The following is a 22,453-nucleotide window of genomic DNA, read 5'->3' as shown; positions in this document are numbered from 1 at the left end:
TTTAGTTAAAAAATAATGTGGATAAATTATTAATAAAAAGCTTGATCAAAATGATTAAAGTAGATCTATAAAAGTTTTCCAAAGAAAAGTCGCAATTTTTACACTATCATTGTGGAAAACTTTATTTTAAAATTGATCCTCACTGGATCAACAGAGAAATACAGTACGATCTCTCCTTATATAAAGGTAAATGTAACTACCTTGTTAAGATTAGAACGGCTTTTATTCAATGCTTATAATTAACGCGACTATTGTGTGTTTTTTATTGACTTTGTGTGTGCTTCTCTATAACATCTCGCGCTCGCAATGGCACCTGTGCCAGGATCGCGACCTGCATAGGATGTTTTAACTTTTAACCGATCGGATGGAATATAGTTATGAAAAGAACTTTTCAACCTAGCGTTCTTAAGCGTAAACGTACTCACGGTTTCCGTGCACGTATGGCGACTAAAAATGGTCGTAAAGTTTTAGCACGTCGTCGTGCTAAGGGCCGTAAGGTTCTTTCTGCTTAATATAGTGGAAGACTTTCGCTTTGGTAGGGAGTTACGTCTGTTAACTCCCTCACACTACTCCCGCATCTTCAATGAGCCTGCACGCGCAGCAAATCAACACTTTACTCTTTTAGCAAAACGAAATGATTTAGACCATCCACGTCTTGGTTTAACCATAGCTAAAAAACGCGTTAAAAAAGCAGTACAACGTAATCGCATTAAACGACTTGCCCGTGAAAATTTCCGCTTAAACCGCCATCAACTCGACAATATTGATATTGTTTTAATGGTTAAAACTGGCGTTGATGAATTATCTAACGAAGAGTTGCATAAGCAATTAACTAAGCTTTGGCGCAAAATTAATGAGCGTTGCCAACCTGGCTATAAGCCAAAACCACGCCCTAATCACTGGCAAAAAAACAAAAACGCAAAAAAACCGAATAACAAAGCCTAATAAACCTGTTGTTGCATAGCAAAACTAGGCAAATTTAGGTAAAGTTAGCTCACCTTTTAATCAGGCACTTTTTCATTAAATGCACTTTTTATTTGCTCTGCCGAGTAATCTGATGATCTTAATTATTAAGGTATATCAAAAACTACTCAGTCCACTGCTTGGCCAAAACTGTCGTTTTACCCCGACATGCTCAAGTTATGCGATAGATGCAATAAAAATACATGGATTTGTAAAAGGGAGTTGGTTCGCAGCGAAACGCATTATAAAATGTCACCCTTTGCATCCAGGTGGGGATGATCCCGTGCCTGATAAACAAAATTCACTTAAACAACACCGCGAGAAATAAGAGCTGTTATGGAATCACAACGCACGTTTTTATTTATCGGTTTTCTTTTGGTAAGTTTTCTTTTATTCCAACAATGGAATATGGATAACAACCCACAAGTAAATACCGAGACAAGTGCTACAACGCAAACATCTACAAACCAGTCTGCCAACAATGACTTTGTTCCACAGTCATCAACTGGCGACTTACCTGTAGCGAACGTCGCAAACTCACGTCAAATTATTGATGTAACAACCGATGTATTTTCTGTAAAACTTGATACCTTTGGTGGCGATATCATCGAAACCAAGCTATTAAATTTCAAAGAAAAAATCGATAGCGATAACCCATTTATGTTGCTTGGCGTGTTAGACGGCAATCAATATTTCTCACAAAGTGGCTTAATTGGTTTACACGGACCAGATGCATCATCTGACGGTCGTCCAACATACCAAGCAGCACAAACAAGTTACCAGCTAAAAGGTGATGAGCTACGTGTACCACTTACATTTGTTAAAGACGGTGTTAGCTATACCAAAACATATATTTTCACAGCGGGTCGTTACGATGTTGCCGTTGAATATCAAATTGCTAACAACACAGCTGAAACAAAGCAAGTTCAGTTATTTACGCAAATTAAGCGTTCGATCACCGAAAAAGGTGGCATGATTGACCAAACATATTTAGGTACAGCTTACGGTACAGCAGAAGAGCCTTACGAAAAGTACAGCTTTGATGACATTAAAGAGCGTGACCTAAATATTAACACTACAACGGGTTATATCAGTTTTATCCAGCACTACTTTGTAAGTGCATGGGTACCAAACCAAGAGCAACAAAACAACATTTACACTAAGGCTCGCAGCGATAATTCAGTTATTATCGGTTTAAAAGGCCCACTAGAAAACGTTGCAGCAAATAGCACGCATACAATTAGCTCTACGTATTATATGGGTCCTAAAGATTCTGCTACGCTTGAAGCGTTACAAACAGACTTAGACCTAACCGTAGACTACGGCTGGTTATGGTTTATTTCACAACCTCTACACTCATTACTAATGTGGTTATACGGCTTAATTGGTAGCCTAGGCTTAGCAATCATCGCGATTACCGTTATCGTGAAAATGGTGCTTTACCCACTTACTAAAGCCCAGTACACCTCAATGGCTAAAATGCGTAACCTTCAGCCAAAAATTATGGCGCTGAAAGATCGTTACGGCGATGACCGTCAGAAGATGGGTCAAGCAATGATGGAAATGTACCGCAAAGAAAAAGTTAACCCTATGGGTGGCTGTTTCCCACTATTGCTACAAATGCCAATCTTCCTAGGTTTATTCTATGTATTTATGGAATCAGTAGAAATTCGTCACACTGAATTCTTATACCTAAATGACTTAGCAGCGATGGACCCATACTTCATCTTACCAATTCTATTTGGTGCAAGTATGTTCCTTATGCAAAAGCTGCAGCCAATGACGGTTACAGATCCAATGCAGCAGAAAATGATGACTTGGATGCCGGTAATGTTCTCAGTATTCTTTATCTGGTTCCCATCAGGTCTTGTAATGTACTGGTTAGTATCTAACTTAATTTCAATTGCTCAGATGCTATACATCTACAAAGGCATGGAAAAGAAAGGTATCTCGGTTAAATCATAAACCGAACTAAATAAATGAAAGGCGACACAGTGTGTCGCCTTTTTTATGCGTGCCAGTTACAATATAAGTAACTAAAGCTATCAATTCATCTCTATGTTCAATCAAGATACCATCGTTGCTCAAGCAACGGCGCCCGGCAAAGGCGGTGTAGGCATTATTCGCGTTTCTGGCAAACTATCACAACAAGTTGCTGAAAAAGTCTTAGGCAAATGCCCAAAACCGCGCTATGCCGATTATCTATCATTTAATACCTTGCAAGGCGAACAACTCGATCAAGGTATTGCGCTGTACTTTAAAGGTCCTAATTCTTTTACTGGTGAAGACGTACTTGAGCTTCAAGGTCATGGTGGCCCAGTAATTATTGATATGCTGCTGCGCGAAATCACGCAAATTGACGGTGTGCGTTTAGCTAAACCCGGTGAATTTAGTGAGCGTGCATTTTTAAACGACAAGATGGATTTAACCCAAGCTGAGGCGATTGCTGATTTAATTAATGCAAACTCAGAGCAAGCAGCTAAAAGTGCCCTACACTCGCTGCAAGGTCAATTTTCTAAACATATCGACACGCTAGTAGAACAAGTTATTCACCTGCGTATGTATGTTGAAGCTGCCATTGATTTCCCCGATGAAGAAATCGACTTTTTATCTGACGGTAAAGTCGCGAACGATTTAAATGCGATTATTGAACAACTTGATAACGTAACCGCACAAGCCAAACAAGGTGCGATTATGCGTGAAGGTATGCGCGTAGTAATTGCTGGCCGCCCTAACGCGGGGAAATCAAGCCTGCTTAATGCCCTTGCTGGCCGTGAAGCAGCCATTGTTACAGATATTGCCGGTACTACCCGTGACGTACTACGTGAACACATCGATATTGACGGTATGCCATTGCATATTATCGACACCGCAGGTCTGCGTGAAAGCCCAGATGTAGTTGAACAAATTGGTATTGAGCGCGCTTGGCAAGAAATTAATCAAGCCGATCGCGTATTGTTTATGGTTGATAGCACCGAAACAAACGAAACCGATCCTGCAAAAATTTGGCCTGAATTTGCTGAGAAATTACCACAAGGTATGGGCATCAGCGTTATTCGAAATAAAGCCGATCTATCAGGTGAAAACATCAAAATTGATGACTCTGCTAACACACCTGTACTGAGCGTGAGCGCTAACAGTGGCGAAGGCGTTGAACTGGTTAAATCACACCTTAAACAAATCATGGGTTTCCAAGGCGCTACTGAAGGCAGCTTTATGGCACGCCGCCGTCACCTTGATGCATTAGAAAGTGCAGCGTATCACCTAGCAACAGGCAAAGATCAGTTAGAAATGCACATTGCCGGTGAAATATTAGCAGAAGAGCTGCGTTTAACCCAACAATATCTCAACGAGATCACCGGCGAATTTACCTCTGATGATTTGCTTGGCAAAATCTTCAGCTCATTCTGTATTGGTAAATAAATAGCGTCAAAATGTTAAAAGGCCAGCAATTGCTGGCCTTTTATATTGTTCTAACTAAGCTCTTGATGAGCTGCCACTTCACCTTTTTGCCAATAAACACTAAAACGCTGATCGTACTTATTAAATTGAGCATTTTGCTTAATACATTTACGCACAATTTTAATCATGCTTCCCTCACCTGCAACCCACACAAGCCCGTCTCGCATCATGGTTTGCTGTGCTTGCAATGCGATTACTAATTTATGTACTGAATCAAAGTTAAACACATCAACTTTTGCAGTTAAGTGGTTGTTTAAGTACTCGGTGCTGCCATTAAGCAAGTAAACATGTGTTTTAACAATGCTAGCGGACTCTTCTATTCGCCTTGCAATAGCGGGCAGTGCTGTATTATCACCTATCAATATTTGATGCGCGTAGCTGTTATCGGTGGTAATCGATGATCTGGGTCCTGCAACAATTAAGCTATCCCCCAACTTTGTATTGCAAGCCCAATTACTTGCAACACCGCCAGAATGCTTTTCAAAATCTATGGTTAACCGGTTAGTAATATGAGAGAAATAACGCGGCGTGTAATTTCGCATAATGGTTTCACCGTTAATCTCGTCAAAAACAAGCTTTACATGATCATCAAAATTAGGTGACACAAAATTACTTAGTGATTCTCCACTAAATACAATTCGTATAAATTGCTCACCAATATGCTGAATATCCTCTACAAAAACATCGCGAAAAAGCACATCAAGAAATACCCGCTCACCATTACTAACAACGTCTTCCAACTGCATTACTACTCCTTAGTTATTTTGCCCGTAGATGAGATAAAAAAGTGTCGCTGTCATAACTGTTATGAAAGACACCTCGATTAATAAGCTCTGGTACCAATTTATCGAGCGCTAAATTTAACGAACTGGTAGCGCCTCCGGGTAATAAAATAACGCCATCTATCGCGCCATCATTAAACCAATCCGCTATTTCGTCTGCTGCTTGTGATACGGTACCGATAATTTGCCAATGAGATGATGCAGCCACTTCAGGCGATTTAAGCAGTTCATCTACCGTGATCGGTTGCTGCTCTATTTTGTTACGTAATAACTGTGCATGTGTGCGACTGCGAGGTGCAACTGATACTGGCTGTAACATTGCTGCACATATCACGGCATCGCTCGCCAGTGTCGATACATCAATTCCTGTTGCTTGCTTAATAAAGCCAATACGTTTACTTAAGCTTTTGCTTGATTGTGTCTCGCTATAAAGCTGTTTAGCCTGAGCCTCAGATTCTGCTAAAAACAAACTTACTCCCGATAGCACACGAATATCTGACTCATCACGTCCAAGCTTGTTCGCTCTTTGCCTTAGCTCATTCCTGAGCGAAATAGCGACTTGTTTATTTGGTGTTGCGGCGAATATGGCATGAGCCACTGTTGCAGCAAATTCTTTACCTGTATCCGATGCGCCCGCTTGTACAATAGGCAAGGTTTCATCTTTAAATGCAGGTATTGAAAGCGGTCCCGCCACCTTAAAGTAATTACCATTGTGGTTTATCGGCTGAATTTGCGTACTGTTCGCGTACTGGCCTGTATCACGATTGAAACACAGTGAATGATTGGGAAAGCTTTGCCATAATGATTTTACAATCTCTGTGAATTCTGCCGCTTGTGTATACTTTTCGTCTGCTGGTGGCATCACCTCAAGACCAAAGTTTTGCTGACCATCCAATGCAGTAACAATATTCCACGCGATGCGCCCTTTGCTGATCCAATTTAAAGACTGTAGTTGACGAGCAACATGAAATGGCTGATTAAATGTAGTGGAAGCGGTCGTTATCAGACCAATGCGCTGCGTATGAGTCGCAACCGCGGTTAATAATAACGTCGGATCAAGGCCACTAAATCCCGGTGAGTTTTCTAGCTCAGCATAATCAACAAATAACGAATCTGGTCGAAACACAAAATCGAGTTTGAGTGCTTCTGCACGCTTTGCTAAATCAATGTAATAGTCGATATCGTAAAAGGCTTCGATTTGTGAATCGGATTGCCGCCAACTTGAACCAGAAACCCAAGTAGGCGCCAATGACAGCCCGATGATCATTGATTTATTAGTCATTTCCCAACTCCATACTAAGTTTTGATGTACTGTGTAACGGCACGATCAAAGGGGATTGTGTAGTTTCATCAAAATGCACATGAGCTTTAATGCCGAATACGTCTTGCAACAGCTCGCTTGTAATAACGTCTATTGGCGACCCAGTTACAACTATTTTTCCGGCTTTCATCACAATTAAATGATCAGCAAAGCGTGCAGCCTGATTTAAATCGTGCAGCACCATTACTATTGTATGCTTATGCATATGATTAAGGGTTTGGCACAGCGCTAACACATCTAGCTGATGTGAAATATCAAGAAAAGAGGTAGGCTCATCCATCAAAATAGTCGCCGCAGATTGCGCTAATACCATTGCAATCCATGCACGTTGGCGCTGACCACCAGAAACGCTATTGAGCTGTTTATCAGCAATATCGAGTAAATCGGTTTGCCGCAGCGCATGAGTAATAGCTAATTGGTCTTGCTCACTGTTGTTCTGAAACCAGTTTTGATAGGCATAACGCCCCCGGGATACAAGTTCTTTAATTGTTATACCCGACGGCGAATGCGGGTTTTGTGGTAAAAAAGCAAGTCGCTTCGCCCGTGTTTTAGGCTTCAATTGCGCCAAGTTTTCTTCTTCAAAAATCACCATGCCGTTATGCGGTGTGGTTACATTTGCCAGTAAGTTAAGTAATGTCGACTTACCACACCCATTTGGGCCAACAATCATAGTAACTTTGCTGGCGGGAATGGTGATATTTAAGTTTTTAATAATAGGTGTATTGCCGTAGTTAAACGACAAGTTAGCCGCTACAAATTTATCTGCTAAGTTAAAATCGATCATCTCGCTAACACTTCTCTTAATTAATGCTGTTTGCGCGTTAGCAACATTAGTAAGTACACCCCACCAAATACACCAACAACCCGACCAACAGGTAAAACATAAAAATCCGCTAGCAATAAGCCAATTAAATCGGATAACACAAGTAACAAAGCACCAATCAGTGCACTGGTAAAAATGGGTAGTGTGCGTTTAGCAAGCAACAGACGTTTTGCAATATGAGCAGAAGCTAAGGCAATAAATGCAATTGGCCCGACAGAGCCAGTCGCGAGAGCAGCTAAAATAATCGCGATCAGCAATAAACAGTTATTGGTAACACGTACGTTTACACCCAAACAATGAGCGGTTTGCATGCCCATTTCAATCAAGCTTGCTGCACGGGAAAAATACACCGCAATCGGAAGTAATATAAACACCGCGAACATCGGCATTAAAGCGTGAAACCAAGTACGTGCAGAGAGTGAGCCAGCTAACCAAATATTTGCATGAGCGGTATTGTCTAAATTCCCTTTAACCAATAACAAACCATTTATTGCGCTTAAGGTTGCACCAACGCCAATACCAATTAACACCAACTGATTGCGATCAAAACCATGATCTTTTTTTGCCAATAGAAAAACCAATAACGCAACGCTCAACCCACCCAAAACAGAAAACAAAGCAATACCAAGTAAGTTATGTTCAAAGAAAACAAAATGAGTAATCGCGCCAGTCGCTGCCCCAGTGGTGAACCCAATAATATCTGGTGAACCCAGTGGATTTTTTGATAACGATTGAAAAATAGCGCCCGAAATAGCGAGTGCGCCGCCGGCGAAACATGCCGTTAAAGCGCGGGGTAAGCGAATATCGAACACTATTTTCTCAACAAAGGGAGAATTAGATTGATTCAACAACACCTGCAAAAGAGTTGCAAAATCAAGTGTCATTTTACCTTGCATCAAATGCAGTAGCATGGCGCAACATAACAAAACGATTAAACCAAAACACAATAGCCAATCGCGTGGCACAATTAACCAAGACATGTTTGCTAACGTAAAAGTAAACTCTTTATTAATCGCAGTCATAGCTTGGCCAAAGTGCGATTGCGCACCAATAAAACGAAGAATGGGCCGCCAATTAGCGATAACATAATACCCACGCTTACTTCAGCAGGATAAACAAGCACACGTCCAAGAATATCGGCGAGCAACGTTAACAATGCCCCCAGTATTATTGTTACCAAAAGCAATTTATTAATATTGTTGCCGACAAAATATCGCGCTATATGAGGCGCACATAAACCAATAAACGACAAGGGCCCCGCGGCTGCCGTTGCAGAGCCGCTAAGTAATACAATCACTGCAAAAGTCGCTAACACGGTTTGTTTAACGTCAACACCATTGGCAACCGCTGTTTCATTTCCCAACATCAACATATCAATGTCTTTTGCAATGCGAAAAGCAATTACTAAACAGACTAACGTGAGTATTAAAGTAAGTACTAAGGTGCTGTAACCACGCCCAGCTAACGAACCAACGATCCAATGACGATACTGATCAAACACAGACAAATCGCTATTAACGGTGATGATTTGTGTTACTGAAAAAAACATCGCTGTGAGTGCTACACCAGCCAGAATCAATTTAAGTTTATCGCCATTAGTTTGCTGCCTGATGGCAAATATATACACTAGGTATGACGCAACGCCTGCACCTAGCATTGCCGCAATGTAACGAATAAAAATTGAGTGACTTTGTAACACCGCAATAACCAGTGCAACCGCTAAACTGGCACCAGCATTTATGCTTAGTAATCCAGGTTCTGCTAATGGATTACGCGTAAGTACCTGAATGAATAATCCGGCAACCGCAAGTCCTGCCCCTACCGTTAATGCCAGAAAAGTGCGTGGAATACGCAAGTGGAAAACCAATAAATGATCGGTATTTGATGCATCAAAGGCTAACAAGGTATTCACCATATTTGCGATCGTAACGGTCTGATTGCCAACACATAAGCTGATTACAACAAGCAACAAGGCAAACATCAGCCAAACAACTGATAACTTAATTTTCATAACCGTTTATTTATCAGAGAGGTTTAGTCGCAAAGTCGCGTTTAATTTGGTGTATAACTTCAAGTGCACTGTAATAGTCGATGCGAAAAGAGTTCGCACCTAATGCATATACTTGTTTGTTTTTGATTGAATTGAGGTTTTGTAATACAGGATCATTCAATACCCTTGATACCGCGGAAGAATCGACTCGTAGTAAAAAGGTGGTATCGCCCTTTAATTGACTCAATTTTTCATACTCTGCGCGAACAAAATCACCTGTGGCTTTTGTTCCTGAGTGCCAATCTGCATTAGGCTCTTCCAGTTTAAAACCAAGAGATGCTAAAAGCTGACCGTGTGCACTTTTTACCGTCGCAATGGGATTGGTAATACCCGGCCCATTGTAGCTAATGATATTGACCAGTCCTGATGGGATCGTTATTTCATTTTTTGCTTGAGTTAATACACGTTCAAACTGCTGTATTACAGCATCAGTTTGAGATTCTACCCCTAACCCTTGTGCTAATTGCTGCGCCAATTGTTGCCAAGTAAGCACGCCATAATCTACCGTTATTACTGGCGCAATCATTTTAAGTTCATCAATATGAGCGAGCGCTGAGTCAGCGCCATTTACGGATACAATAATTAAATCGGGTTGCTGTAAAAATGCTGCTTCTAAGTCAACTTGTCCTGCGGGCCAAAGTGGCGCTACTTTCTTTGCTTGAGCAACGTTTTGCCATTGCGCAAAGAAATTGGCCGTTGCAGTTTGAGCACTCGCAATCACTGGTGCATCCATCGCTAATAAAGTGCCGGTAACAGTAACCGAAGTGGATAAAATACGTTTTGGCTTTGCAACTATCTCAGTTGTTGAGCCATCCGCATTAACAAAATAGCGAGGAAATTCAGTTGCAAATACAATATTACAAAATTGACCAAAGACTAGAGAACCAATAAAAAGATAACGGAATAAACTTACACAACGACTGAGAAACATAGCATTTATTTTAAATGATAATTATTCTCATATTTTTACAAATAATTCTGCTTACAACATTCTTTTAAATGGCAAAAACATTCGTAAGTGTGCCAACTTATACTTTCTTTTTAACCGATTTAGGTGAAACACCAAAATAACGTTTAAACGCTGTTGAAAAGCTATTAGGTGTTGAATAACCCGCAACTTCTGAGGCTTTACTCACATTTCCTTGCCCATTTTTAAGCATTTCATAGGCCATTTCGAGTTTAGCCTGCACAACAAAGTCTGAAATTGTAACGCCAAAGGCTAACTTAAAATGTCTTTGCAAGGTTGTTTTAGATAAATGAAATTGCGCTGCGATAAGATCGTTAGTAAGTGGTGTTGCTAAGTTTTCAAATACCCAGCGCTTTACTTGTTGCATTTTAAGGTAGCTATCACTTGAAAGAGTACGATGCATCGCTTCATTATGATTATTACGCTTCAAGTAAGATAAGCCTTCTAATAGCAGCTCAATAGCGCGACTTTCTAAATAAAGCCCCGTTAGATCCGCGCTAATCGCTGGTGGGTCGATCATTTGATTCACTATGGCAATAGCATGATCGGATAACGGCCAATGACAATGAGCTAAATGCGGTAAATAGTCGTTTAATGCCAACCCTGAATGATCAAGCCATGCGGCACTAAAACCAATAGTTATACGCTTGGTGTAACAGTTTAAATGAGAATTCCGTGTAAATTGATCTGCTTGATTTAGATAAACAGCCGCAGCACACACTTTAGCGTTATCTCGATTATCAAGTTCTAGATGATGAGAACCAAAATGTAGCGACAAACGCCCTTCTAATACAATAAACAATCGCAATCCAGCATCAAGTGATGCAAACCAGGTGCAATCATGTTGCTCATGTTGTGCACCAAAATGAAAACTTAAACCAGGCCGTAAGTTATAGTTTTCATAAGGCCTCATAACCAATGGCTTTGCTGCGCTGGATTTAAAATGACCCATACTTTACTTATTATTCCGTACTTGAAAATTACTTTGACCTAGCTTTTTTAATAATAATGCAAGGCGATCTAAACGCCATGATCTGAGCTCATCTACCCTCGCTTGACGAATGGTATAGCCCTTTCCTGTTTGCGTATTAATCGCAAATAAGTGATACTTATTCGCCTCTAGGTTTGATTCTTGCGCTATAAAATCTGTCATAGAGCCAGTTTCAACCAAACGAACAAACTCACCTTCTTTGATCCGATAAAAATCAATCACTACATATCACCAATATAGATATTACATATTGCCATTTTGTCACAAAGCGATCGAAAAAACAGATCAAACTCCGTTTTGCCATGCTAAAAGACCGACATTTTTTAGAATATTTGGATCTTAAAACCAATTAGTTAGATCTAATAAAAAAGCCGATCTCGCGCCGCATTGAATAGATCTATCCACAACGTGATTAAACTTGATGTTTTAATCAATGCTAAATGAATTTATATAGCCTTTGCTAAGGAGTAATAAAGAGGTTAACAACGAGTTTTACACAGATTGATCGCAAATTTATCAAAACATTCTAAATAATAAAAAACATTAAATAACAACAACCTAAATAAAATACGCTGATTAAACAAACAAACTATTTATATCCACTGTGAATAAGATCTTTTAACTAAGCTATTTATACCTTAAGATCGAGAAAAATACCTGATCAACTCATCATGAAAAATCTAAGCATTATTGTTGGTAGCCAAATGGGTTCAGCGGAATATGTCGCTGAACAGATCCAAGAGGCGTTAGTAGAACATGACATTCATGCCACTGTGCACGAGCATCCTGTGCTTTCAGAGGTCAAAGATAATGCTTGGTTAATATGCACTTCAACTCATGGTGCAGGTGAGTTACCAGATAACATTCAAAGCTTTGCGTCTGATTTAGCTGAAGTAGAACAACTTACACATCTAACATATGCGGTGATAGGTTTAGGCGATTCTAGCTATGATCAGTTTAATCAGGCAGCAAAAGACCTAGATCAACACCTTGCTAGTAAAGGCGCTGTGAAGCTTGTTGATCGCTTAGAAGTTGACGCCCAATCGGAAGAATTGCCTGAAGATATTGCACTGGCTTGGCTTCCGCAGTTGTTAGCCAAGTTATAATCACTGCACTAGACTATTGATCATATAAAAAGGTTATTCACAATTTTTAATATATTTAGATCGAAATGTGGATAACCCTTGATCTAACCTTGTATTTATAGATGATTATGCATTGGATAGAATTTTCACTTAATCGAGATGTTGATAACTAGGTAAGTTGATCAGCGCTTTTAAAGTACTTGATCCGATCATATCAACACCAATTGATCTAACTTAACTTACTGAAAGTAAAGTTTTAGTTAGAGTTATCAACAGAAACAGGGCTACTATATAATAGAAATAACAAGATCTTTCTAAAGATCATTTATTTTATATTAGATCAGTTCTTTAGATCGTGTTCATTATTTAATCGTTTCACTTCTTAGAATTTCTAGGTAGAATACGCATCCTTTCAAAATCTAACTCGGATATTACGCAGGATCCTTTACATGCTATTTCATGAACAATTTGACGTTATTGTTGTTGGTGGTGGACATGCTGGTACAGAAGCAGCACTTGCTTCTTCACGCATGGGAATGAAAACATTACTGTTGACTCATAATATTGATACTTTAGGTCAAATGTCATGTAATCCTGCGATCGGTGGGATCGGTAAAGGCCATTTGGTTAAAGAAATCGATGCACTTGGTGGCGCTATGGCACAAGCGATCGATAAAGGTGGCATTCAATTTAGAACGCTTAATTCTTCTAAAGGCCCAGCGGTACGTGCTACACGAGCACAAGCTGATAGAAAGCTTTACAAAGAAGCGATTCAGCAAACCTTGCAAAACCAAGAAAACCTCACCATTTTCCAACAATCGTGTGATGATCTCATCGTTGATGGCGATACCGTAAAAGGTGTTGTGACACAAATGGGGCTTAAATTTGAAGCGCCAAGCGTGGTTTTAACTGTTGGCACTTTCTTAGGTGGTACAATTCACATTGGTATGGAAAACTTTAGCGGTGGTCGTGCTGGTGATCCACCTTCTATTGCCCTTGCTAAACGCTTACGTGAATTGCCATTCCGTGTTGATCGTTTAAAAACAGGTACGCCGCCACGTATTGATGCACGTACTGTTGATTTTTCGGTAATGCAGCCTCAACCTGGTGATACGCCAACACCTGTATTCTCATTTATGGGTAAACAATCGGATCACCCAACGCAGATCCCGTGCTATATCACTTACACTAATGAAAAAACGCATGACGTTATTCGCAATAACCTTGATCGTTCACCAATGTATGCTGGTGTAATTGAAGGCATCGGCCCACGTTATTGCCCATCGATTGAAGATAAGATCATGCGTTTTGCAGACAAAGACAAGCACCAGATCTTTGTTGAGCCTGAAGGCCTTACTACACACGAATTATATCCAAATGGTATTTCGACAAGTTTACCGTTTGATGTGCAAATGCAGATCGTAAGATCGATTAAAGGCTTTGAAAATGCCCATATTTGCCGCCCAGGTTATGCAATTGAATATGATTTCTTCGATCCACGTGATTTAAAGCAGTCTTTAGAAACTAAGTTTATCAACGGCTTATTCTTTGCTGGCCAAATTAACGGTACTACTGGTTATGAAGAAGCTGGTGCTCAGGGCTTAATTGCAGGTATGAATGCTGCGTTACAAGTACAAGGCAAAGATGCTTGGACACCACGCCGTGACGAAGCATACACAGGTGTACTGATTGATGACTTAGCAACGCTTGGTACAAAAGAACCGTACCGCATGTTCACAAGCCGTGCTGAATACCGTTTATTATTACGTGAAGATAATGCCGATCTACGTTTAACAGCGAAAGGCCGTGAACTTGGCTTAGTTGACGATGCTCGTTGGCAGGCATTCAACGAAAAGATCGAAGTGATGGAGCTTGAGTCTCAACGCTTAAAAGATACGTGGATCCATAAAGATCACCCAGCACTTGAAAATGTTAATGCCTTACTAAAAATGCCATTAACGCGTGAAGCAAGTCTTGCTGATCTGGTTAAGCGCCCTGAAGTAAATTACAACGATCTGGTTGCGATTGATGGCTTAGCACCTGAAACGAATAATGCACAAGCTCACGAACAAGTTGAGATTCAAATTAAGTACGCAGGTTATATTGCACGTCAGCAAGACGAAATTGATAAGCAATTGCGCCATGAGAATACCTTATTGCCAGCTGATTTTGATTACAGCAAGGTATCGGGTTTATCAAATGAGGTTGTTGCCAAGTTAACTGATGTACGACCAACCACTATCGGCCAAGCATCGCGAATTTCAGGTATAACACCTGCGGCAATTTCGCTATTATTAGTGTACTTAAAAAAACAAGGTTTATTACGCAAATCAGCTTAGTGCTGATTTGCTGCTTTCTGGGTTCATTACGTGATTCGCAATAAATTAGATGCCTTATTGGCAAAAACATCCATTTCATTATCTGAAACGCAAAAACAGCAATTGGTTAGTTATGTTGAGATGCTTGATAAGTGGAATAAAGCTTACAACTTAACTTCTGTTCGTGATCCACAAGAAATGGTGGTTAAACACATTCTTGATTCACTGGTTGTGGCACCGCATTTAGACGGCAATCACTATATTGATGTTGGTACGGGCCCTGGCTTACCGGGTGTGGTATTAGCAATTGCTCATCCTGATAAACAATTTGTGTTATTAGATAGCCTTGGCAAACGCATTCGTTTTTTAAATCAAGTTAAGCTAAATTTAAAGCTTAAAAATATCACTCCGGTGCAATCTCGCGTTGAAGAATATCAACCAGAACAACCATTTGATGGCGTTTTAAGTCGTGCCTTTGCATCTTTGCAAGATATGGTAGACTGGTGTCAGCACTTAGTGGATCACTCTGGTCGTTTTATTGCGCTAAAAGGGCAATTTCCTGAACAAGAAATTGACCAATTACCGGCCTCGATTGAATACCAAGATAAAGTAGTATTAACAGTGCCTGAGCTGGATGCCGAAAGGCATTTAATAATTCTAAAAAAGAACTAATTTGTTAGGGGACACCGTGGCTAGAATCATTGCAATTGCAAACCAAAAAGGTGGGGTTGGCAAAACCACCACTGCGGTAAATTTAGCAGCGTCAATGGCTGCTACTAAGCGTAAAGTGCTGTTAATCGACCTCGATCCACAAGGTAATGCGACTATGGGTAGCGGCGTCGACAAATACGATGAAATTGCCACTACTTACGATCTGCTTGTTGAAGAAAAGCCTTTCGATGAAGTTGTTATTAAAGAAACCTCTGGCGAATATCACTTAATCGCAGCAAACGGCGACGTAACTGCTGCTGAAGTGAAGCTAATGGAGATGTATGCGCGAGAAATTCGCTTGCGCAACGCGCTTGAAAAAATAGCCGACCAGTACGAGTTTATCTTTATTGACTGCCCTCCTTCGCTAAACATGTTAACGGTAAATGCAATGGCCGCAGCAGACTCGGTACTTGTGCCGATGCAATGCGAGTATTTTGCATTAGAAGGTTTAACTGCGCTGATGGATACCATTACGCAGCTTGCTAAACTAGTAAATCCAAAATTAGAAATTGAAGGCATCTTGCGAACCATGTACGATCCGCGTAATCGTCTAGCAAATGACGTGTCTGACCAATTAAAACAACATTTTGGTGAAAAAGTATACCGCACGGTAATCCCTCGTAATGTACGCTTAGCTGAAGCGCCAAGTTTTGGTGCACCGGCAATGTACTACGATCGCGCATCAAGTGGTGCTAAAGCATATCTTGCATTAGCCGGAGAAATGCTGCGTCGTAAAGAGAAAAAAAGTCAGGCCGTTGCTTAATTTCTGAGGAATATGAATGTCTCCTAAAAAACGTGGTTTAGGGCGCGGCTTGGATGCCCTGTTAACATCTGCAAAACCAAAAGCGCAAGATGTTCAAGGTCAATCAGTCGTGCAAACTGACGGTGTAAATGAATCTGCGAAAGCGACGCCGCCAAGTGAGCTACAAAAACTCCCGATTGAATTCTTACATCCAGGAAAATATCAACCGCGTAAAGACATGTCAGAAGAGGCGCTCGAAGAACTGGCCTCTTCAATCCGCGCACAAGGGGTGATTCAACCAATTGTGGTGCGTCCAATTGCACATAATAGCTACGAAATTATCGCCGGTGAACGTCGCTGGCGTGCGGCACAACTTGCTAAATTGGAAGTTGTTCCTTGCTTAATCAAAGAAGTGCCTGACGAAGCGGCTGTTGCCATTGCATTAATTGAAAATATTCAACGTGAAGACTTAAATGCGATGGAAGAAGCGGTTGCTCTTGACCGTTTATTGAACGAATTTGAGCTGACACATCAACAAGTTGCTGATGCTGTTGGTAAATCACGTACAACCGTGACTAATTTGCTGCGTTTAAATAATCTCAATGAAGATGTTAAACGTTTACTCGAGCACGGCGACATTGAAATGGGTCATGCCCGCTGTTTATTAGCACTTGACGGTGAAGACCAGTCGGCCACTGCGCGTATCGTAGTCGCAAAAGCACTTACTGTGCGTGAAACAGAAAAACTAGTGCGTTCAGTACTTGAACCAAAGTCTGAAGCGCAACCAAAAGAAAAAGATCCAGATGTATTGCAGTTAGAACAGCAGCTTGCTCAAAACTTAGGGGCTAAAGTTGAAATTAACTACAATCAGAAAGGAAAAGGTAAACTGGTTATTTCGTATACCTCTCTTGATGAACTTGACGGTATTTTAGAGAAAATTAATTAACGTTATATTAATTTTCGATATACATTTCATTAATATTAACTAATAGTCTAAAAATACCTTAAATTTTGCATAAAAATCACGGTTTAAAGCCTGTTTATGCACCTTCCAAAAGCCTATAAATAAACGGCTTTCAAGTTGCAAATCTGGCAAAAATAAGTATAATTTTGCCAGTTTTTTGTACCCTGTTTCATTGTGTATCGTGAAGGTTGATTATTTTTGTGGCAAATTCTTTAGCAAAACCTTTACGAACCAAAGCACTGAAGTTTATTTATTTGCAGGGCGTAGTAGCACTTGTGAGTGCGTTAGTAGTTTGGCTTGGTTGGGGAGTGTTAGCGGGTAAATCGGCGTTAATTGGCGGATTTGTCGCGTTGCTTCCCAATTTTGTATATACCCTTTATGCGTTTCGCTTTGCAGGGGCCAGACAAGTACAACAAGTATATTCCTCGATTAAACGAGGAGCTGGATTAAAGTATTTATTAACCATTTTGCTATTCGCATTGGTACTTAAGTCGTCAACAGTGGTGTTGTTACCATTTTTCTCGGTTTATGTGTTGGTGATGATTGTGAGCTGGTTTGCACCGATTTTTTTTCATTAACTTTTGGGATAAAACATGGCTGAAGAAGTAACTCTATCGAGTCACATTCAGCACCACTTAACAAATGCTAAGATGTGTTCGACCGATGCTGGTCTTGCCTTCAACAAAGCATGTGCTGACAGTGGTTTCTGGACGTGGCATATCGATACCCTTGCTTGGTCTATCGGATTAGGGATCTTATTTTTATGGATCTTCCGTAGTGCAGCAAACAAAGCAACTACCGGTGTACCGGGTAAATTTCAATGTTTCATTGAAATGATTGTTGAGTTTGTTGGTGACAACGTACGTGACACTTACCATGGTAAGAGCGCGTTAATTGCACCACTTGCATTGACCATCTTTGTTTGGGTTTTCTTAATGAACCTAATGGACTTAATTCCTGTTGACTTCTTACCTGCATTTGCTGGCTTTGTTGGCGAAACGGCATTTGGTATGGATTCACATGATGTCTACATGAAGATAGTACCAACCACAGATATTAATATGACTGCTGCATTAGCATTAGGCGTATTCTTCCTGATGATTGGCTACTCAATTAAAATTAAAGGCATCAAAGGTTTCATCGCTGAACTTACGCTTCACCCTTTCAGCACTAAGAACAAGATCGGTATGTTGTTCTTAATCCCGTGTAACCTTTTATTAGAAACAATCGCACTAATTGCTAAGCCGTTTTCACTAGCACTGCGTTTGTTCGGTAACCTGTATGCAGGTGAGCTTATCTTCATCCTAATCGGTGCAGTTGGCTTAATGCAGTTACCATTACACTTTATTTGGGCAGTTTTCCATATCTTAGTTATCGTTCTTCAAGCATTCGTATTTATGATGCTGACGATTGTTTACCTAAGCATGGCAAGCTCAGACAACCACTAATTTATACACTTTTTTAATTTAACTTTTAATTTACATTTTGGAGATAAAAATGGAACTAATGATTGGTCTTAAGTACATCGCTGTGGCTCTACTTATCGGTTTCGGTGCTATCGGTACTGCAATCGGCTTCGGTAACATGGGTGGTAAATTCCTAGAAGCATGTGCTCGTCAGCCTGAACTAGCGCCTTCACTACAAGTTAAAATGTTCATCCTAGCTGGTCTTATCGATGCGGTAGCAATGATCGGTGTAGGTATCGCAATGGTATTGTTGTTCGTACTTTAATTTTATTAATCGTTGAACAGCAAACTATTTAAGGAGGAGCGGTCGTGAACTTAACTGCCACTCTAATTGGTGAATTAATTGCGTTTACGGTTTTCGTACTTTTCTGTATGAAATATGTATGGCCACCGCTAAACGGCGCAATTGAAGCTCGCCAGAAAAAAATTGAAGAAGGTTTAGCTGCTACAGACAGAGCTGAAAAAGACTTAGAGCTTGCTCAGCAGAAAGCAGCTGACCAGCTTAAAGAAGCGAAAGCGCAAGCAGCTGACATTATTGAACAAGCTAAAAAGCGTGCGACACAAATCGTTGATGACGAGACATCTCGTGGTCAAGAGGAGCGTCAAGCTATCATTGCTCAAGGTCACTCAGAAGTAGAAGCTGAGCGTAACCGTGCTAAAGAAGAACTACGTAAACAAGTTGCTACTCTAGCAGTTGTTGGCGCAGAGAAAATTTTAGAGCGCGAGATCAATGAAGCGGCACATAGCGACATCGTTGAAAAACTTGTTGCGCAGCTTTAATAGGAGGGTATGAGCATGTCTGAATTGACTACCATCGCTCGCCCATACGCGAAAGCGGCTTTTGACCTAGCGGTTGAAAAAGGTGCTGTAGAAAGTTGGAATGAAATGTTGTTCTTCGCTGGCGCATTAGCTAGCGATGAGCAGGTTAAAGCCCTACTTTCAAGCATCCCATCTGCAAAAGAGCAAGCTGATGTAATCATCAAACTTGGTGCTGAGCAGATCAACGAACTGGGTCAGAATCTTATCAAGCTAATGGCCGAAAATGAGCGTTTAGCCGCTATTCCTGCTGTTGCTAAGTTATATGCTGAGTTTAAATCAGAATATGACAAAGAAATCGACGTTGATGTGGTTTCTGCAACTGAGCTTTCTGCAGAGCAGAAAGCTACTCTTAGCGCAGCATTGGAAAAACGCTTCGCACGCAAAGTTAAGCTGAATTGTAGTGTTGATGCTAACACTATGGGCGGTCTAGTGATTAAAGCTGGCGATACTGTGATTGATGGAACAGTACGCGGCAAGCTAAATCGTCTTTCAACAACACTACAATCGTAATTGGGAAGAAGAGCATGCAACTTAATTCCACTGAAATTTCAGAACTAATCAAAAAACGTATTGAGCAGTTCGAAGTTGTAAGTGAAGCACGTAACGAAGGTACGATTGTATCTGTTACTGACGGTATCATCCGCATTCACGGTCTAGCTGACTGTATGCAAGGTGAGATGATCGAGCTTCCAGGCAACCGTTATGCTATCGCACTAAACCTTGAGCGCGACTCAGTAGGTGCAGTAGTAATGGGTCCATACGCAGACCTTAAAGAAGGCGTAAAAGTACAAGCAACAGGTCGTATCCTTGAAGTACCAGTTGGCCCTAAACTACTTGGTCGTGTTGTAAACACACTAGGTGAGCCAATTGATGGTAAAGGCGCTGTTGAAGCTGCAGGTTTCGAACCTGTAGAAAAGATTGCACCAGGTGTAATCGAGCGTCAATCAGTAGACGAGCCAGTACAAACTGGTTATAAGTCTATCGATGCGATGATTCCAGTAGGTCGTGGTCAGCGTGAGCTAGTAATCGGTGACCGTCAGACTGGTAAAACTGCACTAGCAATCGATGCGATCATCAACCAAAAAGACACAGGCGTTAAGTGTGTGTACGTAGCGGTTGGTCAAAAAGCATCTACAATTGCTAACGTAGTACGTAAGTTAGAAGAGCACGGTGCACTTGAAAACACTATCGTTGTTGTTGCATCTGCTTCTGAATCAGCTGCGCTACAATTCCTAGCGCCATTTGCTGGTTGTACTATGGGTGAATACTTCCGCGACCGCGGTGAAGATGCATTAATCGTATATGATGACCTGTCTAAGCAAGCTGTTGCTTACCGTCAGATCTCACTACTACTTAAGCGTCCACCAGGCCGTGAAGCATACCCTGGTGACGTATTCTACCTTCACTCACGTCTTCTAGAGCGTGCATCACGTGTAAACGCTGATTATGTTGAGAAGTACACTAACGGTGAAGTGAAAGGTAAGACAGGTTCATTAACTGCACTTCCAATCATTGAGACTCAAGGTGGTGACGTATCTGCGTTCGTACCTACAAACGTTATCTCAATCACGGATGGTCAGATCTTCCTAGAAACTGACCTATTCAACGCAGGTATCCGTCCAGCGGTTAACGCTGGTATCTCGGTATCTCGTGTAGGTGGTGCAGCACAAACTAAGATCGTTAAGAAACTAGGTGGTGGTATCCGTCTAGCGCTAGCACAGTATCGTGAACTAGCAGCGTTCTCACAGTTTGCGTCAGACCTTGACGATGCAACTCGTGCTCAATTAGAGCATGGTGAGCGTGTTACTGAGCTAATGAAGCAAAAGCAGTACGCTCCAATGTCTGTTGCTGAAATGTCTCTGTCATTATTCGCTGCTGAAAAAGGTTATCTAAAAGACATCGAAATCAACAAAGTACTTGATTTCGAAGCTGCGTTAATCTCTTTCGCTAACAGTGAATATTCAGCGCTTATGACTGAAATCAACGAAACGGGTAACTACAACGCCGAGATCGAAGCTCAACTTAAAGAGCTTTTAGAAAAGTGTAAATCTACACAAACTTGGTAAGTTATTAATGGTGACTTCGGTCACCACTGATTCGGAGATAAGTCATGGCCGGCGGAAAAGAGATAAAATCACAGATCGGGAGTATTAAAAATACTCAGAAGATCACCAGCGCAATGGAGATGGTTGCCGCTTCTAAAATGAAGAAGGCACAAGATCGCGTGGCATCAAGCCGCCCATACGCTGAAAATATACGCAAAGTGATCGGTCGTGTTGCTCAGGCTAACTTAGACTTTAAACACCCGTTTTTAGAAGAACGTGATGTAAAGAAAGTTGGTTACATTATTGTTTCTACTGACCGCGGTCTATGTGGCGGCTTAAACTCAAACGAGTTTAAGAAAGTTGCACTAGACGTTAAAGCGTGGAAAGAAAAAGGCGTTGACGCTGAATTTGCTGCCCTAGGTAGCAAAGCAGCAGGCTTTTTCCAGCGTTTTGGCGGTGAGTTATTAGCAAGCAGAGCAGGGCTTGGTGATGCTCCTTCAATTCAGGACGTAATTGGTCCTGTAAAAGTGATGCTTGATGCATACTCAGAAGGAAAAATTGACCGCTTGTTTGTTGTTTACAACAACTTTGTAAACACGATGAAACAAGAGCCAGTGATCGATCAGTTATTACCTTTGCCTAAAGCTGACGAAGAAGTTTCTAGCCACTCTTGGGATTACTTATATGAGCCAAACCCAGAGGCAATTTTAGAAACTCTTATTAAACGCTTTATCGAGTCTCAGGTATATCAGAGTGTTGTTGAAAACGCTGCATCTGAACAAGCTGCACGTATGGTTGCGATGAAAGCTGCAACAGACAACGCAGGTGACTTAATTGATGAGTTACAACTGGTATACAACAAAGCACGACAAGCCGCGATTACACAAGAAATTAGTGAAATCGTGTCAGGTTCAGCAGCCGTTTAACGGTTGGCAAAGTTAACG

Annotated in this window: 25 protein-coding genes; 17 read left to right on the top strand and 8 right to left on the bottom strand. The window is 41.0% G+C overall.

Going from position 1 to position 22,453, the window contains the following annotated elements; translation table 11 throughout:
• Positions 1-377 precede the first annotated feature (377 nt).
• From rpmH to mnmE, 5 genes are all read left to right on the top strand, one after another.
• Entirely contained in the window at positions 378-512 is a 135-nt protein-coding gene (gene rpmH / locus PSPO_RS14505) for a 50S ribosomal protein L34 (protein WP_010376846.1), read from the top strand.
• Between the two features lie 4 nt (positions 513-516).
• Positions 517-945 carry a ribonuclease P protein component gene (gene rnpA, locus PSPO_RS14500; RefSeq protein ID WP_010561311.1) on the top strand — a complete coding sequence of 143 codons (429 nt, stop codon included), beginning with the start codon at positions 517-519 and terminating at the stop codon, positions 943-945.
• A 79-nt stretch (positions 946-1,024) separates the two neighbouring features.
• On the top strand, positions 1,025-1,291 hold the full coding sequence (yidD, locus tag PSPO_RS14495) for a membrane protein insertion efficiency factor YidD (RefSeq protein ID WP_010561312.1): 267 nt from the start codon (positions 1,025-1,027) through the stop codon (positions 1,289-1,291).
• Between the two features lie 8 nt (positions 1,292-1,299).
• Positions 1,300-2,928, top strand: coding sequence for a membrane protein insertase YidC (gene yidC / locus PSPO_RS14490; protein ID WP_010561313.1), 1,629 nt, complete (start codon positions 1,300-1,302; stop codon positions 2,926-2,928).
• Positions 2,929-3,021: 93 nt separating this feature from the next.
• On the top strand, positions 3,022-4,386 hold the full coding sequence (mnmE, locus tag PSPO_RS14485; protein WP_010561314.1) for a tRNA uridine-5-carboxymethylaminomethyl(34) synthesis GTPase MnmE: 1,365 nt from the start codon (positions 3,022-3,024) through the stop codon (positions 4,384-4,386).
• A gap of 50 nt (positions 4,387-4,436) precedes the next feature.
• Here mnmE and PSPO_RS14480 read toward each other — a convergent pair whose 3' ends face one another.
• From PSPO_RS14480 to PSPO_RS14445, 8 genes are all read right to left on the bottom strand, one after another.
• Entirely contained in the window at positions 4,437-5,171 is a 735-nt protein-coding gene (locus PSPO_RS14480; RefSeq protein ID WP_010561315.1) for a siderophore-interacting protein, read from the bottom strand.
• 13 nt (positions 5,172-5,184) lie between these two features.
• Complete coding sequence (locus tag PSPO_RS14475) at positions 5,185-6,489, bottom strand: NtaA/DmoA family FMN-dependent monooxygenase (RefSeq protein ID WP_010561316.1); 1,305 nt, start codon at positions 6,487-6,489, stop codon at positions 5,185-5,187.
• A complete protein-coding gene (locus PSPO_RS14470) occupies positions 6,482-7,312 on the bottom strand; it encodes an ABC transporter ATP-binding protein (RefSeq protein WP_010561317.1) in 831 nt (276 codons plus the stop codon). Before PSPO_RS14470 ends, PSPO_RS14475 begins: the two co-directional genes overlap by 8 nt.
• A 20-nt stretch (positions 7,313-7,332) precedes the next feature.
• A complete protein-coding gene (locus PSPO_RS14465; protein WP_010561318.1) occupies positions 7,333-8,373 on the bottom strand; it encodes a FecCD family ABC transporter permease in 1,041 nt (346 codons plus the stop codon).
• Positions 8,370-9,362 (bottom strand): FecCD family ABC transporter permease, encoded by a 993-nt coding sequence (locus PSPO_RS14460; protein WP_010561319.1) that lies wholly within the window; start codon positions 9,360-9,362, stop codon positions 8,370-8,372. The genes PSPO_RS14465 and PSPO_RS14460 overlap by 4 nt, the downstream gene beginning before the upstream one ends.
• A 13-nt stretch (positions 9,363-9,375) precedes the next feature.
• The gene (gene fepB / locus PSPO_RS14455) at positions 9,376-10,332 is read right to left on the bottom strand and encodes a Fe2+-enterobactin ABC transporter substrate-binding protein (protein WP_010561320.1); all 957 of its coding nucleotides are present in this window, start codon (positions 10,330-10,332) and stop codon (positions 9,376-9,378) included.
• 97 nt (positions 10,333-10,429) lie between these two features.
• The gene (locus PSPO_RS14450) at positions 10,430-11,320 is read right to left on the bottom strand and encodes a helix-turn-helix transcriptional regulator (protein WP_010561321.1); all 891 of its coding nucleotides are present in this window, start codon (positions 11,318-11,320) and stop codon (positions 10,430-10,432) included.
• A 3-nt stretch (positions 11,321-11,323) separates the two neighbouring features.
• A complete protein-coding gene (locus tag PSPO_RS14445; protein ID WP_010561322.1) occupies positions 11,324-11,581 on the bottom strand; it encodes a hypothetical protein in 258 nt (85 codons plus the stop codon).
• A 449-nt stretch (positions 11,582-12,030) separates the two neighbouring features.
• Here PSPO_RS14445 and PSPO_RS14440 point away from each other — a divergent pair, with 449 nt between their 5' ends.
• From PSPO_RS14440 to atpG, 12 genes are all read left to right on the top strand, one after another.
• Positions 12,031-12,465 (top strand): flavodoxin domain-containing protein, encoded by a 435-nt coding sequence (locus tag PSPO_RS14440; RefSeq protein WP_010561323.1) that lies wholly within the window; start codon positions 12,031-12,033, stop codon positions 12,463-12,465.
• A 428-nt stretch (positions 12,466-12,893) separates the two neighbouring features.
• Entirely contained in the window at positions 12,894-14,783 is a 1,890-nt protein-coding gene (gene mnmG / locus PSPO_RS14435) for a tRNA uridine-5-carboxymethylaminomethyl(34) synthesis enzyme MnmG (protein WP_010561324.1), read from the top strand.
• A 30-nt stretch (positions 14,784-14,813) separates the two neighbouring features.
• Positions 14,814-15,434 carry a 16S rRNA (guanine(527)-N(7))-methyltransferase RsmG gene (gene rsmG, locus PSPO_RS14430; RefSeq protein ID WP_010561325.1) on the top strand — a complete coding sequence of 207 codons (621 nt, stop codon included), beginning with the start codon at positions 14,814-14,816 and terminating at the stop codon, positions 15,432-15,434.
• A 16-nt stretch (positions 15,435-15,450) separates the two neighbouring features.
• Positions 15,451-16,236, top strand: coding sequence for a ParA family protein (locus PSPO_RS14425; RefSeq protein ID WP_010561326.1), 786 nt, complete (start codon positions 15,451-15,453; stop codon positions 16,234-16,236).
• 16 nt (positions 16,237-16,252) lie between these two features.
• Entirely contained in the window at positions 16,253-17,161 is a 909-nt protein-coding gene (locus PSPO_RS14420; RefSeq protein ID WP_010561327.1) for a ParB/RepB/Spo0J family partition protein, read from the top strand.
• Positions 17,162-17,379: 218 nt separating this feature from the next.
• Entirely contained in the window at positions 17,380-17,757 is a 378-nt protein-coding gene (locus tag PSPO_RS14415; RefSeq protein ID WP_010561328.1) for an ATP synthase subunit I, read from the top strand.
• A gap of 15 nt (positions 17,758-17,772) precedes the next feature.
• Entirely contained in the window at positions 17,773-18,627 is an 855-nt protein-coding gene (gene atpB, locus PSPO_RS14410) for a F0F1 ATP synthase subunit A (RefSeq protein ID WP_010561329.1), read from the top strand.
• Positions 18,628-18,676: 49 nt separating this feature from the next.
• Positions 18,677-18,910 carry a F0F1 ATP synthase subunit C gene (gene atpE, locus PSPO_RS14405; RefSeq protein ID WP_010561330.1) on the top strand — a complete coding sequence of 78 codons (234 nt, stop codon included), beginning with the start codon at positions 18,677-18,679 and terminating at the stop codon, positions 18,908-18,910.
• 44 nt (positions 18,911-18,954) lie between these two features.
• A complete protein-coding gene (gene atpF / locus PSPO_RS14400) occupies positions 18,955-19,425 on the top strand; it encodes a F0F1 ATP synthase subunit B (protein WP_010561331.1) in 471 nt (156 codons plus the stop codon).
• Positions 19,426-19,440: 15 nt separating this feature from the next.
• A complete protein-coding gene (atpH, locus tag PSPO_RS14395) occupies positions 19,441-19,974 on the top strand; it encodes a F0F1 ATP synthase subunit delta (RefSeq protein WP_010561332.1) in 534 nt (177 codons plus the stop codon).
• A gap of 14 nt (positions 19,975-19,988) precedes the next feature.
• Positions 19,989-21,530, top strand: coding sequence for a F0F1 ATP synthase subunit alpha (gene atpA / locus PSPO_RS14390; protein WP_010561333.1), 1,542 nt, complete (start codon positions 19,989-19,991; stop codon positions 21,528-21,530).
• 44 nt (positions 21,531-21,574) lie between these two features.
• On the top strand, positions 21,575-22,435 hold the full coding sequence (atpG, locus tag PSPO_RS14385) for a F0F1 ATP synthase subunit gamma (RefSeq protein WP_010561334.1): 861 nt from the start codon (positions 21,575-21,577) through the stop codon (positions 22,433-22,435).
• Positions 22,436-22,453 lie beyond the last annotated feature (18 nt).

Source organism: Pseudoalteromonas spongiae UST010723-006 (assembly GCF_000238255.3).
In the GTDB taxonomy this organism is placed as follows: Bacteria; Pseudomonadota; Gammaproteobacteria; order Enterobacterales; family Alteromonadaceae; genus Pseudoalteromonas; species Pseudoalteromonas spongiae.
This window is presented reverse-complemented; position numbering and strand designations above follow the sequence as displayed.

Excerpts from the sequence above, each read along its gene's own strand:
- rpmH (WP_010376846.1), top strand. The coding sequence starts at position 378 with ATGAAAAGAACTTTTCAACCTAGCGTTCTTAAGCGTAAACGTACTCAC.
- yidD (WP_010561312.1), top strand. The coding sequence starts at position 1,025 with ATGCACTTTTTATTTGCTCTGCCGAGTAATCTGATGATCTTAATTATT.
- yidC (WP_010561313.1), top strand. The coding sequence starts at position 1,300 with ATGGAATCACAACGCACGTTTTTATTTATCGGTTTTCTTTTGGTAAGT.
- mnmE (WP_010561314.1), top strand. The coding sequence starts at position 3,022 with ATGTTCAATCAAGATACCATCGTTGCTCAAGCAACGGCGCCCGGCAAA.
- PSPO_RS14480 (WP_010561315.1), bottom strand. The coding sequence starts at position 5,171 with ATGCAGTTGGAAGACGTTGTTAGTAATGGTGAGCGGGTATTTCTTGAT.
- PSPO_RS14475 (WP_010561316.1), bottom strand. The coding sequence starts at position 6,489 with ATGACTAATAAATCAATGATCATCGGGCTGTCATTGGCGCCTACTTGG.
- PSPO_RS14470 (WP_010561317.1), bottom strand. The coding sequence starts at position 7,312 with ATGATCGATTTTAACTTAGCAGATAAATTTGTAGCGGCTAACTTGTCG.
- PSPO_RS14465 (WP_010561318.1), bottom strand. The coding sequence starts at position 8,373 with ATGACTGCGATTAATAAAGAGTTTACTTTTACGTTAGCAAACATGTCT.
- PSPO_RS14460 (WP_010561319.1), bottom strand. The coding sequence starts at position 9,362 with ATGAAAATTAAGTTATCAGTTGTTTGGCTGATGTTTGCCTTGTTGCTT.
- fepB (WP_010561320.1), bottom strand. The coding sequence starts at position 10,332 with ATGTTTCTCAGTCGTTGTGTAAGTTTATTCCGTTATCTTTTTATTGGT.
- PSPO_RS14450 (WP_010561321.1), bottom strand. The coding sequence starts at position 11,320 with ATGGGTCATTTTAAATCCAGCGCAGCAAAGCCATTGGTTATGAGGCCT.
- PSPO_RS14440 (WP_010561323.1), top strand. The coding sequence starts at position 12,031 with ATGAAAAATCTAAGCATTATTGTTGGTAGCCAAATGGGTTCAGCGGAA.
- mnmG (WP_010561324.1), top strand. The coding sequence starts at position 12,894 with ATGCTATTTCATGAACAATTTGACGTTATTGTTGTTGGTGGTGGACAT.
- PSPO_RS14420 (WP_010561327.1), top strand. The coding sequence starts at position 16,253 with ATGTCTCCTAAAAAACGTGGTTTAGGGCGCGGCTTGGATGCCCTGTTA.
- atpB (WP_010561329.1), top strand. The coding sequence starts at position 17,773 with ATGGCTGAAGAAGTAACTCTATCGAGTCACATTCAGCACCACTTAACA.
- atpE (WP_010561330.1), top strand. The coding sequence starts at position 18,677 with ATGGAACTAATGATTGGTCTTAAGTACATCGCTGTGGCTCTACTTATC.
- atpH (WP_010561332.1), top strand. The coding sequence starts at position 19,441 with ATGTCTGAATTGACTACCATCGCTCGCCCATACGCGAAAGCGGCTTTT.
- atpA (WP_010561333.1), top strand. The coding sequence starts at position 19,989 with ATGCAACTTAATTCCACTGAAATTTCAGAACTAATCAAAAAACGTATT.
- atpG (WP_010561334.1), top strand. The coding sequence starts at position 21,575 with ATGGCCGGCGGAAAAGAGATAAAATCACAGATCGGGAGTATTAAAAAT.